Below are 12,349 nucleotides of genomic sequence, written 5' to 3' on the forward strand. Positions count from 1 at the left end.
AGAGGTCCCATGCACTCGCGTCACGTCGTCGTCGTCGTAGCCGCCTCCACCGTCGTCGTCGCCGCCGTCGGCACCACCGCGCTCGCCGGGGGCTCGGACTCGCCCCCGCCCTACCAGGTGACCGAGGAGGCGCTGGTCCTGCCCGCGGGGCGGACCTTCGCCGAGCACTTCGACGTGAACATCCGGTACACCCGCCCCGACGGCGGCGGCTCCACCACGCGCAACGTGCACGTCGACGGCGGGCTCAACGCCGACCTCGAGGGCACGTCGACGCTGACGTGGTCGCGGGCCGCGCTGCCCGCCGACGCGTGCATCACGTGGGTGCAGGTGCACGGCTTCGACGAGCACTTCGGCGAGGGCGGCCAGGACCCGGTCTGCCGCACCCCGGAGCCCACGCCGACGCCGACGCCCACGCCGGTGCGGACACCCTCCCCCGAGCCGACCCCGACGCCCACCCCGGAGCCGACGCCCGAGGTCACGCCCGAGCCGACCCCGACCCCGACGCCGGAGCCCACCCCGACGCCCGAGGCGACGCCGGAGCCGACGCCCGAGCCCACCGCCGACCCCACGCCGGAGCCGACGCCCGAGGTCACGCCCGAGCCGGAGCCCACCCCGACACCCGAGGTCACGCCCGAGCCCACGGCTGAGCCCACCCCGGAGCCGACGCCGGAGCCCACGGTCGAGCCCACGCCGACCCCCGAGCCCACGCCGGTGGCGCCCGAGGAGACGCCCGCGCCCACGGCCGAGCCCACGCCGACGCCGGAGCCCACCGTCGAGCCCGCCCCGGAGCCCGAGCCCACGCCCGTGACGCCGGAGGAGACCGTCGGCCCCGAGCCCGTCGAGGAGCCGACCGTCGAGCCCACGGTCGCGCCCGAGGAGCAGCCCTCGGCGGAGCCCACGCCCGCCGCGGCGGCGTCGACGCCCACGCCGAGCCCGACCGCCACGTCGGACGTGCTCTCGGCGACCGCCGGCACGCAGGCCGCCGCGCTGTCCGACACCGGGGCGCGCGCGCTGCCGATCCTGCTCGCGGCCGTCGCGGCCGTGGCCGTCGGCGGGGTCCTGCTGGTCCTGCGGCGCCGGGCCCGACGCCAGGGCTGACACCGCCGGCACCGCCGCGGGGCCCGGGACGCTCGCCGTCCCGGGCCCCGCGGCGTCCCCGGGCCCCGTGCTGCGGCACGCCGTTGCTACGGTCGGACCCGTGCCCGCCCGCCGCACGTCTCCCCCCGCCCGCCGTGGCACGTGGCTCGCCGCCGCGCTCGGCGTCGTGGTCGTGGCAGCCGGCTGCACGTCACCGGCGACCCGGCCCGTCGCGTCACCGCCGGCGTCGTCCCCCGCACCGTCCGGCGCCACGTCCGCACCGCACCAGGACGCGCCCGCCCCGGACGCCGCGGCCGTCGAGGAGCGCGGCGTCGCCCTGGCCCCCCGCGGCGGCCCGACGCTCGCGCTGCTCGCCGGGGACGCGCCCGGGGTCGCCGTCCGCGACGACGGCGCCCTCGACGTGACCCTCGCCGCGACCACGGCGGGGACGCCGACGGCGTGGCTCGCCGCCCCCGCGGGCACCGCGCTGCACGTGCTCGCGGACGGCACGGTGGCCGTGCGCGACGAGGCGGGGGTCACGCTCGCCGCCGTCGGCGCGGCCCGTGGCACGGCGGGCGCACCGCGGTGGACCGCCGACGCCTCGACGGGCCTGGCGCTGCTGACCGCGCCGGCGGGCACGGGCACGGAGGGCGCCGCGACCGCGGCACCCGTGACCGTCGTCGTCGGCGGCGCCGCCGTCGACAGCGCGACCTGGGGCGAGAACGAGGGCGGTCGCTCGCTCGCGGTCGACCCGGCCGCCTGGGCCCGCAGCGGCGGGATCGCGGCGCAGGAGGCCGTCGCGACCCAGCTCGCGGCCGCGGAGCCGGAGGCCGCGTCCGCGTCGATGCGCGACCAGCTCGGCTGCCACGCCCTGGGTGCGCCCGAGAAGGAGACCTGGAACCTCGAGCCGTGGCGCCCCGAGGTCGACGGGCTGACGATGCTCGCGACGCGCTGCAACCCGACGGCGACGGACGCGGGCTGACCCGCGCCCGTCGCACCCGGACGGTCAGCCCTTGGCGTGCTTCTCCGGCACCGGGGCCGCGCCGGACGCCCGCAGCGCCCGCTGGTGCGCCCGCGCCTCGTCCTGCCGCTCGCGCTCCGCGCCGGAGGAGATCGGTGCGCGCAGGTGCTCCTGGCGGTAGCCGAACGCGTCGACGAGGTCCTGCGCGTGCGGGCGCAGGCGGACCAGCAGCCGGTCGATGTACGACGTCACCGTGCGGGCCCGCCCGGCCGAGAGCCGCCCGTTGATGAGGTACCAGGCGAGGTCGCGCTCGATCAGCGACAGCCCGAACAGGTCGCGCACCCACGTGAGCACCTGCCGGGTCCCCGGGTCCTGCACCTGGGCCAGCCCCCGCGTGAACGCCTCCCACTGCACGCGCTCGGCGTGGGCGCGCGCGGCCTCGACGAGCTCGTGCTGGTGGGCGTTGAAGAGCGCCGCCGCCTTGTCGGGGCTCAGCTTGCGCGCCGGCGCCAGGGCCTGCGCGACCTGGGCGACCTTCGCCTCGACCCGGTCGGTGAGCAGCTCGCGCTGCGTGGCCTCGTCGCGCAGCTGGCCCACCGAGCGGCGGGCGTCGCCCAGGTCGCCGAGGGTCTGCACGGCCCGCACCAGGGGCGTGCGGTGCAGGGCGGCGTCGGCGACGCGCTCGGCGACGAACCGGGCCAGGTCGCCCCGGTCGCGCTGCAGCGCGGACAGCGACGCCGCGTAGTCCCCGAGCAGGCGCTTGCCGACGAGCTGCAGCAGGACGGTGTTGTCGCCCTCGAACGTGGCGTACACGTCCATGTCGGCGTGCAGGCCCGTGAGCCGGTTCTCCGCGAGGAACCCCTGCCCGCCGCACGCCTCCCGGCAGGTCTGCACCGTGCGCAGCGCGTGCCACGTCGACGACGACTTGAGCGCGGCCGCGAGCGTCTCGAGGTCCTCGCGCTGCTCCGGGGTGTCACCGCGGCCGGAGAACACGTCGTCGAACGCCGCGAGGAGCTCCTCGTGCGCGAACGTCGCCGCGTACGTCTCGGCCAGCAGCGGCAGCAGCCGGCGCTGGTGCTGGCCGCGGTCGAGGAGCACGACCTCCTCGGCGTCGCCGCCCGTGAACTGCCGGCGCTGGTTGGCGTACGTCACGGCGATCGCGAGCGCGACCTTCGACGCGTTCACCGCGGCGCCGTCCAGGGAGACCCGGCCCTGCACGAGGGTGCCGAGCATCGTGAAGAACCGCCGCCCGGGGCTCGCGATCGGCGACGAGTACGTGCCGTCGGGCGCGACCGAGCCGTAGCGGTCGAGCAGGTGCGTGCGCGGCACCCGCACGTGGTCGAAGTGCAGCCGGCCGTTGTCGATGCCGTTGAGCCCGCCCTTGACGCCGTCGTCCTCCCCACCGACGCCGGGCAGGAACTCCCCCGTCCGCGGGTCGCGGATCGGCACGTAGAACGCGTGCACGCCGTGGTCGACCCGCGGCCCCCCGGGGGCGGCCGTGACGAGCTGGGCGAACACGACGGCGGCCGTGCCGTGCAGCGCCGCGTTGCCCAGGTAGTCCTTCCACGCCCCGCGGAACGGGGTGTGGATGACGAACTCCTGCGTCTGCGCGTCGTACTCGGCCGTCGTGCCGATCGACGCGACGTCGGACCCGTGGCCCGTCTCCGTCATCGCGAACGCCCCCGGCACCCGCAGGTGCATCGCGTCGGCGAGGAACGTGTCGTGGTGCCAGGCCGTGCCCAGGTGCAGGATCGCCGACGCGAACAGCCCCCACTGCACCCCGGCCTTGATCTGCAGCGACGGGTCGCCGACGACGAGCTCCTCGAACCGGGCGAGCGAGCCGCCGTGGTCGTCGGCGCCGCCGAGCCGGGCCGGGAACGCGCGGAGGACGTCGTGGTCGGCCTCCAGGCGCCGCAGCTGGGCGAGCACGCGCTCGCGGTGCTCGGCGACGGGCATGCCCTCGATCTTCTGGAAGTCGGGGTCGGCGGTGATGGCGCGGGCCTCGCGGCGCAGCTGCGCGTACCGGCCGAGCAGCTGCTCCTCGAGCGCGGCGACGTCGACGCGCGGCTCGGCGTCGGTGGGGGCGGGCGCCGGGCTCGGGGCCGGGCGGGCGGCGGTCGTGGTCATGGCTCCTCCGTCGGGGTGGGGACGACGTCGTCGGTACGGCGAGCACGGTCGCGGGCGAGCAGGCCGACGGGGCCGGCCCACAGCCACGCCGCGACCTGGGCGGTGAGGGTCTCGCGGTCGGGCACGCCGGGCTGGCCGCGGTGGGCGAGCCACCACTCGCCGGTGCCGCGCACGAACCCGACGGCGCCGGCGGCCCAGACCTCGGCGGCCGCGAGCGCGGCGGCGTGCGGATCGTCGGCGGGGCGCCGCACGGCCTCGGGACGCCGGGCGACGCGGGTGCCGTCGCGGTCCTCGGTGAGCCCGCGGGCGAAGGGGGCGGCGACGAGCGCGGTCACCGAGTCGAGGAAGTGGCCGAGCGGGCCGCCGGACTCCACGGACCCGTCGCGCGTGACGAACGCGTACACGTGCGGCGACGACTCGATCATCTCCAGGTACACGGCGACCATCGCGCGCAGACCGTCGCGCGGCGTGGGCGCGACGCGCAGGACGCCCTCGAGGGCGCCCTGGATCTGCAGGACGACGGCCTCGGCGACGGCGATCTGCAGACCGGTCTTGTCGGTGAAGTAGCGGTAGACGATGGACTTGGACGTTCCGGCGGCGGCCGCGATCTCGTCCATGGAGACGTCGGGTCCGCGGTGGTGCACGGTGCGCCGGGCGACGCGCAGGAGCTCCGCGCGGCGCGCCTCGCGGTGGTCGGCCCAGCGGGTGGAGCGGCCGTCGACGGCGGGCTCGTCGGGGTCCGTCGAGGGGTCCGGCGCCGCGTCCGGGGCGACCTCGTGGCGCGCCTCCGCCGCGACGCCGGGGTGGGGTCCGGCGCCGCGAGCTCGGGCGGGTCCCGTCGTCGTCGACGGTCCCGAAGTGACGGGGCTCACGAAACCGAAGGTATCAGGTACTGTGGGTTTCGGGAACGAGATCGGGACGAACGTCCCTCGGACGACGCAGCGTCGCGCGCTACGCGCAGGCCGCACCGGCCGACCTCCTCGGACACGTCCCGGACCCGCCATCAGCGCCGATGCGAGAGGACCGCCCCATGGCAGCGACCCGGCAGAGCCCCACCGGACCCGCCCGACCCGCGTACGTGCTCGGGGGGAACCGGATCCCGTTCGCCCGCGCCGGCGGGGCGTACGCGCACGCGTCCAACCAGGACATGCTCACCGCCGCGCTCGACGGCCTCGTCGCCCGGTTCGGGCTGCAGGGCGAGCGCCTCGGCGCCGTCGCGGCCGGCGCCGTGCTCAAGCACAGCCGGGACTTCAACCTCACGCGTGAGTCGGTGCTGGGCTCGGCGCTGTCGGCCACCACTCCGGCGTACGACGTGCAGCAGGCGTGCGCCACCGGGCTCGAGACGGTCGTCTCGCTGAGCAACAAGATCCGGCTCGGCCAGCTCGAGTCCGCCGTCGCCGGCGGTGTCGACACCACCTCCGACGCGCCGATCGCCGTCTCGGACCGCCTGCGCCGGGCGCTGCTCGACCTCTCGCGCGCCCGCACGGTGCCCCAGCGTCTGGCCGCCGTCGCCCGGATCCGGCCGAAGGACCTCGCACCGTCCGCGCCGCGCACCTCCGAGCCGCGCACGCACCTGTCGATGGGCGAGCACCAGGCGCTGACCACCGCGCAGTGGGGCATCACCCGCGAGGCGCAGGACGAGGTCGCGCTGCGCAGCCACCAGCGCCTCGCCGCCGCGTGGGACGCCGGGTTCTTCGACGACCTCGTCACCCCCTACCGGGGCCTGACGCGCGACGGCAACCTGCGGGCCGACACCTCGCTCGAGAAGCTCGCCGGCCTGCGCCCCACCTTCGGCCTGGGCCTGGACACGCCCGCGACGATGACGGCCGGCAACTCCACCCCGCTCACCGACGGCGCGTCGACGGTGCTGCTCGGGTCCGCGGAGTGGGCCGCCGACCACGACCTGGTGCCGCTCGCGGCGGTCGTCGACGCCGAGGCCGGCGCCGTCGACTTCGTGCACGGCGAGGACGGGCTGCTCATGGCCCCGGTCTTCGCCGTCCCCCGGCTGCTGGGCCGGCACGGGCTCGGCCTGGACGACCTGCAGTACGTGGAGATCCACGAGGCGTTCGCGTCGACCGTGCTCACCACCCTCGCCGCCTGGGCCTCGCCCGACTTCGGCCGCGAGCGGCTCGGCCTCGACGGCGCGTTCGGCACCGTCGACCCCGACCGCCTCAACGTCCACGGGTCCTCGCTGGCGGCCGGCCACCCGTTCGCCGCGACGGGCGGACGCATCGTCGCCACGATCGCCAAGGAGCTGCACGCCCGCCGCGCCGCGCAGGTCGCCGCGGGCGACGACAGCCCGGTCCGCGCGCTCGTCTCGGTGTGCGCCGCCGGCGGGCTGGGCCTGACGGCCCTGCTCGAGGCCGCCTGACCCACCCCCTTCCCGCCGCGCCCCCACCGACGCAGGAGCAGCGATGACCGACACGTACCTCGAGCTCGTCAACAGCGGGCTCACCAAGAAGCTGGCCGCCCAGCTCGGGCTGCCGCGCCCCGCGCGCCTGCGCCGCCACCGCCCGGGCGACCCGCTGCTCGACGGCCCGGCGCTCGTGCTCGGCCACGGGCCCGACGCCGACGCCGTCGCCACGCTGCTCTCGTCCCCCGCGGGCGGCCCCGCGCACCCCCACCTCGACGACGCGGCACCCGCCGTGCTGGACGGCTGGGACCTCGACGTGCACCGGCACCCCGCGCCGGACGTCCGGTACGCCGCCGTCGTGCTCGTGCTCACCGACCTCGCGCACCCGGACGGCCTCGCCGGGCCGGTGCTCGCCGCCGCGTCCACGCTCAAGCGCCTGCGGCCGGGCGCGCGGGTCGTCACCGTGCACCGGCCCGCCACCGACGCGGACGCCCCGGCCGTGGCGGCCGCGCGGCAGGGCGTCGACGGCCTGCTGCGCTCGCTGGCCAAGGAGCTGCGCGGCGGGGCGACCGGCAACGGCGTCGTCGTCGCCGAGGGCGTGCCCGTCACCGCACCGTCCGTGGTGGCCACGCTGCGGTTCTTCCTGTCGGCCCGGTCGGCGTTCGTCGACGGCCAGCTCCTCGAGGTCGACTCCGACGCCGGCGAGCTGCCCGCGGACTGGGAGCGCCCGCTCGCGGGGCGCGTCGCGGTCGTGACCGGCGCTGCCCGGGGCATCGGGGCGGCGATCGCGGACGTCCTGGCCCGCGACGGCGCGACGGTCGTGGCCGTCGACGTGCCGGCCGCCGGCGAGCAGCTCGCCGCCACCGCCAACCGGGTGCGCGGCACCGCGCTGCAGCTCGACGTCACCGCGCCCGACGCGGGTGAGCGGATCCTGGCGCACGCCCGCGCCCGGCACGGCCGCATCGACGTCGTCGTCCACAACGCCGGGATCACGCGCGACAAGCTGCTGGCCAACATGACGCCCGACCGCTGGGAGCCCGTGCTCGCGGTCAACGTGGACGCCCCGCTGCGCATCAACGAGGCCCTGCTGACGTCGGGCGACCTCGTCGACTCGCCGCGCATCGTGGCCCTGGCCTCGACGTCGGGGATCGCCGGCAACCGCGGGCAGACGAGCTACGCGGCGTCCAAGGGCGGCGTGATCGGCATGGTCCGGGCGACGGCACCCCTGCTGGTGCCGTTCGGCGGCACCGCCAACGCGGTCGCACCCGGCTTCATCGAGACCGAGATGACGGCGCGCATCCCCGCGGTGACCCGCCAGGTCGCCCGGCGGCTGAACTCCCTGCAGCAGGGCGGGCTGCCCGTGGACGTCGCCGAGGCCGTCGCGTTCCTGGCCTCGCCCGCGGCGGGCGGGGTCGTGGGGCGGACCCTGCGGGTGTGCGGGCAGAACATGGTCGGCCGGTGACCGGCACGGTGCAGCTGCCCGGCGTGCCCGGGCTCGGCGGGCTGTACGCGCGGGGCCTGGCCGGGGCCGCCCGCGCCGCCCTGCCGGGGCGCCGGGCGCCGCACGCGCTGCCCGAGGTCACGTACGCGGCGGACGGCGTGCGGGTCGACGCCGACCACCTGACGCGCTACCAGCGGCTGGTGCACGAGACCGCCTCCGACGCCCTGCCCGCGGGGTACGTGCACGTGCTCGCGTTCCCCGTCGCGACCGCGCTGATGGTGCGCGACGACTTCCCGCTGCCGCTGCTCGGGCTGGTGCACGTGGCCAACCGCGTGACGCAGACCCGGCCCCTGCACCTGGGCGACGTGCTCGACGTGCAGGCCCGGGCGCAGGGCCTGCGCGCGCACCGGGCCGGCACCGTCGTCGACCTGGTCACCGAGGTCGCCGCCGACGGGGAGGTCGCGTGGCGCGGGGTCTCGTCGTACCTCGCCAAGGGCGTGCGGCTCGTCGACGGGCCGGCCGACGAGGCCGAGAGGCCCGCGTTCGTGCCGCCCGTGCGGACGGGGCGCTGGGAGCTGGCGGCCGGCACCGGACGTCGGTACGCGGCGGTCTCCGGCGACGTCAACCCGATCCACCTGTCGCCCGTGACGGCGCGGCTGCTCGGGTTCCGGCGGGCGATCGCGCACGGCATGCTCACGGCCTCGCGCGCGCTGGCCGACGTCGGCGCCGCCCGGGGCGACGCGTTCACCTGGTCCGTCGAGTTCGCGTCCCCCGTGCTGCTGCCCGCGACCGTCGACGTGCGCATCGCCCGCGAGGGTGGCGGCCACCGTTTCACCGCGTGGAGCCCCCGCTCGGGGCGCCTGCACCTGCAGGGCGAGGTCCGGCCGCACGCCTGACCCCGTCCGTCGGCGACGGCGCCGTCGGGGCCCGCGGTGGTCACGGCGCGTCGGCGGCGCGTGGCAGGGTGGCGCCATGACGTCACCCGGGACCGCGGCCGACCTCGAGCCCGAGGGCGACCTCGACGACCTGGCGTTCGACGACGTGGACCTGGCCGGGCTCACGGCCGCGGGCGCCCGGCTGCTGGACTGCACGTTCACCGGCTGCGACCTCGACGGCCTCGACCTGGACGGCGCACGGCTCGTCGACTGCACGTTCACCGCCGTGCGGGCCGGGACGTGGCGGGCGCCGGGCACGTCGTGGCAGGACGTGACGATCAGCGACTCGCGGATCGGCGCCCTCGTGGCGACGGCGTCGCGGTGGACCCGCGGGCACGTGCACGGCGGCAAGGTCGACTACCTGGACCTGCGCGGGGCGACGATCGACCGGCTGCGGCTGGAGGGCGTCACGATCGGCGACCTCGACCTGGCGCAGGCCCGCGTGCGGCACCTGGAGGTCGTGGACTGCGACGTCCGCCGCGTCGACCTCAACGGCGCGCAGCTGGCGAGCGCCGACCTGCGGGGCGCCCGCTGGCGGGCCGTCGACGGCGTCGCGGGCCTGGCGGGCGCGACGGTGAGCCCCGCGCAGGTCCTCGAGCTGGCCCCGCTCCTGGCCGCGCACCTGGGCCTCGTCGTCGACGCCTGACCCACCACCCCCGCCGAGCCCGTCCTCCGTCGCGCCGACGACGCCGGGACCGCCACGGACGACGGGCTCGCGCGGAGGGTCACCAGCCGGCGAGCGCGATCACGTCGGCCGCGACGTCGGCCGGCGGACGGGCGTCCGTCGGGACACGGTGGACCTGGACGCCCGCCTCGGCCTCCAGGCGCCGGGCCGCGGCGTCGGAACGGGCGACGTGCGCGTCGTAGGACGCACCGACCTCCCGGCGCGCCAGCCGCTCGCGGACGGTGCTGTCGTTCGCGGTGAGCAGGACCGACGTCACGTCGGGGCGGTCGCCGACCGCCGCGGCTAGGACGTCCGCCTCCAGCACGCTCACCGTGTTCGCCAGCACGAGCCGCCGGTGCCCGAGCGCCCGGTACCGGCGCCACACGTCGGCCAGGTTGGCGGCCGCGACGCCGTGCTCCCACGGCGTCGGGTGCGCGAGGTCGAGCGCATCTCCCTCGACGACGGCGTGCGCGACGTCCCGCTCGACGAGCAGGTCGTGCACGGCCGCCGCGACGGTCGACTTCCCGACGCCCGAGCGGCCGCCGAGGAGCAGCACCGATGTGCGGTCGTCGACGTCCGGGGCGCCGTCGAGGCGCGCCTCCAGACGCGCGCGGGCCGCGGGCCACTCGTCGGCGAGGACCGAGAAGTACAGGGAGTCCTGGCGGGTGCCGTCGGCGGCGACGCGGTGACCGCGCAGCCGTCCCTCCGGCACCGCGCCGAGCTTGGTGACGGCCGCGGCGGAACGGGCGTTGCGTCCCTCGACGCGGAACGCGACCCGCGCCACGGCCCACGTCTCGAACGCGTGGGTCATCAGGAGCAGCTTGCACGCCGGGTTCACGTGGGTGCCCCAGACGGCCGGGTCGTAGTAGGTGTGGCCGATCTCGAGGCGCCCCATCGCGCGGTCCACGTCGTAGAACGACGTCGAGCCGACCACCCGTCCGCTCGCCCGGTCGACCACCGCGAACGCGTAGCGGGCCGGCGTCCGGAGCGCCACGCGCACGACGTCCGCCAGGGCCTGCTCGCCCACCGGCGTCGGTGACGTCATCCCCCGCCACACCCGCTCGTCGACGAACGCGGCGAGCGCGCCCGCGTGCTCGACCGCCAGCGGCACGAGCCGCACCCCGGACCCTTCCAGCACCAGTTCGTGTTCCACCCTCCGATCCTGGCAGCCCACCCGCCCGCCGACCCCGTCATCGCCGCCACCCGATCCGTCCCGCCCCGCCGAGCCCGTCATCGGTGGTGCATCGCCCGCCTGATCCGCCACCGATGACGGGGTCGGCGGGTGCGAGGGGCGAGCCGGAGAGGCGGGGCCGGCGGGGTCAGTCGTCGAGGGCCGGGCCGCAGGCGGCGGCCGCGGTGGCCGCGAGATGGTCCAGGCCGCGGACCTCGATGAGGGGGCGCGTGTCGTCGACGACGGTCCAGCAGCCGTCGACGACCTCGTACTGCGCCTGCGTGCCGCGGGCCTGCAGCGCGGCGAGAGCGGCGACGAGGCGGTCGACGTGCTCGGCGGTCGTGCCCACGCCGACGGACGCGCGGATCGCACCCTGCTCGGCCCCGAGGTGCGCGAGCAGCGGGTGCGCGCAGAACCGGCCGTCGCGCACGCCGATGCCGTGCTCGGCGGCCAGGTACGCGGCGACCAGGCCGGGGTTGCGGTCCGCGACGGTGAACGTCACGACGCCGACCGGGTCGGCCGAGTCGGGCCACACGCGCGCGACCTCGACGCCGTCGATCGCCGCGAGCCCGTCGACGAGGCGCGCCCGCAGCGCCTGCTCGTGGGCCTCGAGCGCCCCGGCGGGCAGCGCGGCGAGGGTGTCGCACGCCTGCGCCAGGGCGATCGCGCCGACCACGTTGGGCGAGCCGGCCTCGTGCCGGGCGGGAGCGGGCTGCCAGACGGTGCGGTCGGTGCGCACGTCGCGCACCGCACCGCCGCCGGCGAGGTACGGGGTGCCGGTGTCGAGCCAGTCGCGGCGGCCCACGAGGGCACCGGCCCCGTAGGGCGCGTACGTCTTGTGGCCCGAGAACGCCACGTAGTCGACGTCCGTGGCAGCCAGCGAGAAGCCGCGGTGCGGGACGAGCTGGGCACCGTCGACCGCGACCCGCGTCCCCGCGGCGTGCGCGATCGCCACCACCTCGTCGAGCGGCAGGGCCTCGCCCGTGACGTTCGACGCGCCGGTCAGCGTGAGCAGGGCGTACGGTCCGCGGGCGAGCTCGGCACGGATCGCGTCGAGGGTCGCGGCGACCGTCGGCTCCAGCGGCAGGACGGTCGCGACCCGCCCGGTGCCGCGCTGCGCGGTGCCCGACCGCTGCACCCACGGCAGCAGGTTCGCGTGGTGCTCGACGTCGAGGACGAGGACCCGCCCGCCCGCGGGCACGACGCCGGCGAGCAGGTTGAGCGAGTCCGTGGTGTTGCGGGTGATGACGCAGACGTCGTCCTCGCGGGCCCCGACGAACCGGGCGACGGCCTGCCGCGACGCCTCGTAGAGCGCGGTCGACACCTGCGAGAGGTACCCGGCGCCGCGGTGCACCGACGCGTACAGCGGCAGCACCTCGGCGACGCGGGCGGCGACCGCCTCGAGCGCCGGGGCGCTCGCCGCGCAGTCGAGGTTCGCGTACGTGCGCTGCGTGCCGTCGACCAGCGGCACCCGGGTGCCGGCGCCGACGACGGGCAGGAGCGCCTGCTCGCCGGGTGCGGGCGCCGGCGCGGCGGCACGGGCCGTGACGGCGGTGCCGGTCGTCTCGTCCGCACACGCGAAGAGCTCGGTGATGGTGGTCATGGGTCGCTCCGTCCGTC

General features: G+C 77.3%; 10 protein-coding genes. 6 read left to right on the forward strand and 4 right to left on the reverse strand.

Translation table 11 applies throughout. From position 1 onward, the window contains the following. Positions 1 to 9 precede the first annotated feature (9 nt). Together BKA21_RS07020 and BKA21_RS20145 are read left to right on the forward strand one after the other, a co-directional pair. Entirely contained in the window at positions 10 to 1,098 is a 1,089-nt protein-coding gene (locus tag BKA21_RS07020; protein WP_179625329.1) for a hypothetical protein, read from the forward strand. Positions 1,099 to 1,198: 100 nt separating this feature from the next. Beyond that, complete coding sequence (locus BKA21_RS20145) at positions 1,199 to 2,059, forward strand: DUF2599 domain-containing protein (protein ID WP_140457582.1); 861 nt, start codon at positions 1,199 to 1,201, stop codon at positions 2,057 to 2,059. 24 nt (positions 2,060 to 2,083) lie between these two features. Here the strand turns inward: BKA21_RS20145 and BKA21_RS07030 are convergent, their stop codons facing one another. Together BKA21_RS07030 and BKA21_RS07035 are read right to left on the reverse strand one after the other, a co-directional pair. Next, positions 2,084 to 4,165, reverse strand: coding sequence for an acyl-CoA dehydrogenase family protein (locus BKA21_RS07030; protein WP_140457583.1), 2,082 nt, complete (start codon positions 4,163 to 4,165; stop codon positions 2,084 to 2,086). Then, on the reverse strand, positions 4,162 to 5,037 hold the full coding sequence (locus BKA21_RS07035) for a TetR/AcrR family transcriptional regulator (RefSeq protein WP_140457584.1): 876 nt from the start codon (positions 5,035 to 5,037) through the stop codon (positions 4,162 to 4,164). Before BKA21_RS07035 ends, BKA21_RS07030 begins: the two co-directional genes overlap by 4 nt. Before the next feature lie 158 nt (positions 5,038 to 5,195). On the opposite strand from BKA21_RS07035, the gene BKA21_RS07040 reads away from it, so the two are divergent. The 4 genes from BKA21_RS07040 (at position 5,196) to BKA21_RS07055 (ending at position 9,540) form a co-directional block, all read left to right on the forward strand. After that, on the forward strand, positions 5,196 to 6,536 hold the full coding sequence (locus tag BKA21_RS07040; RefSeq protein ID WP_140457585.1) for an acetyl-CoA C-acetyltransferase: 1,341 nt from the start codon (positions 5,196 to 5,198) through the stop codon (positions 6,534 to 6,536). Between the two features lie 43 nt (positions 6,537 to 6,579). Continuing rightward, a complete protein-coding gene (locus tag BKA21_RS07045) occupies positions 6,580 to 7,980 on the forward strand; it encodes a 3-oxoacyl-ACP reductase (protein WP_140457586.1) in 1,401 nt (466 codons plus the stop codon). Further along, positions 7,977 to 8,855 carry a MaoC/PaaZ C-terminal domain-containing protein gene (locus BKA21_RS07050; RefSeq protein WP_140457587.1) on the forward strand — a complete coding sequence of 293 codons (879 nt, stop codon included), beginning with the start codon at positions 7,977 to 7,979 and terminating at the stop codon, positions 8,853 to 8,855. The genes BKA21_RS07045 and BKA21_RS07050 overlap by 4 nt, the downstream gene beginning before the upstream one ends. A gap of 76 nt (positions 8,856 to 8,931) precedes the next feature. Beyond that, on the forward strand, positions 8,932 to 9,540 hold the full coding sequence (locus BKA21_RS07055; protein ID WP_140457588.1) for a pentapeptide repeat-containing protein: 609 nt from the start codon (positions 8,932 to 8,934) through the stop codon (positions 9,538 to 9,540). Positions 9,541 to 9,619: 79 nt separating this feature from the next. Here BKA21_RS07055 and BKA21_RS19935 read toward each other — a convergent pair whose 3' ends face one another. Both BKA21_RS19935 and BKA21_RS07070 read right to left on the reverse strand, forming a co-directional pair. After that, positions 9,620 to 10,711: a GNAT family N-acetyltransferase gene (locus tag BKA21_RS19935; protein WP_308439056.1), complete on the reverse strand. Its 1,092-nt coding sequence runs from the start codon at positions 10,709 to 10,711 to the stop codon at positions 9,620 to 9,622. Between the two features lie 166 nt (positions 10,712 to 10,877). Beyond that, positions 10,878 to 12,332, reverse strand: coding sequence for an aminotransferase class V-fold PLP-dependent enzyme (locus tag BKA21_RS07070; RefSeq protein WP_140457589.1), 1,455 nt, complete (start codon positions 12,330 to 12,332; stop codon positions 10,878 to 10,880). Positions 12,333 to 12,349: the final 17 nt, after the last annotated feature.

The sequence above is a fragment of the Cellulomonas oligotrophica genome (assembly GCF_013409875.1).
Classification (GTDB): domain Bacteria; phylum Actinomycetota; class Actinomycetes; order Actinomycetales; family Cellulomonadaceae; genus Cellulomonas; species Cellulomonas oligotrophica.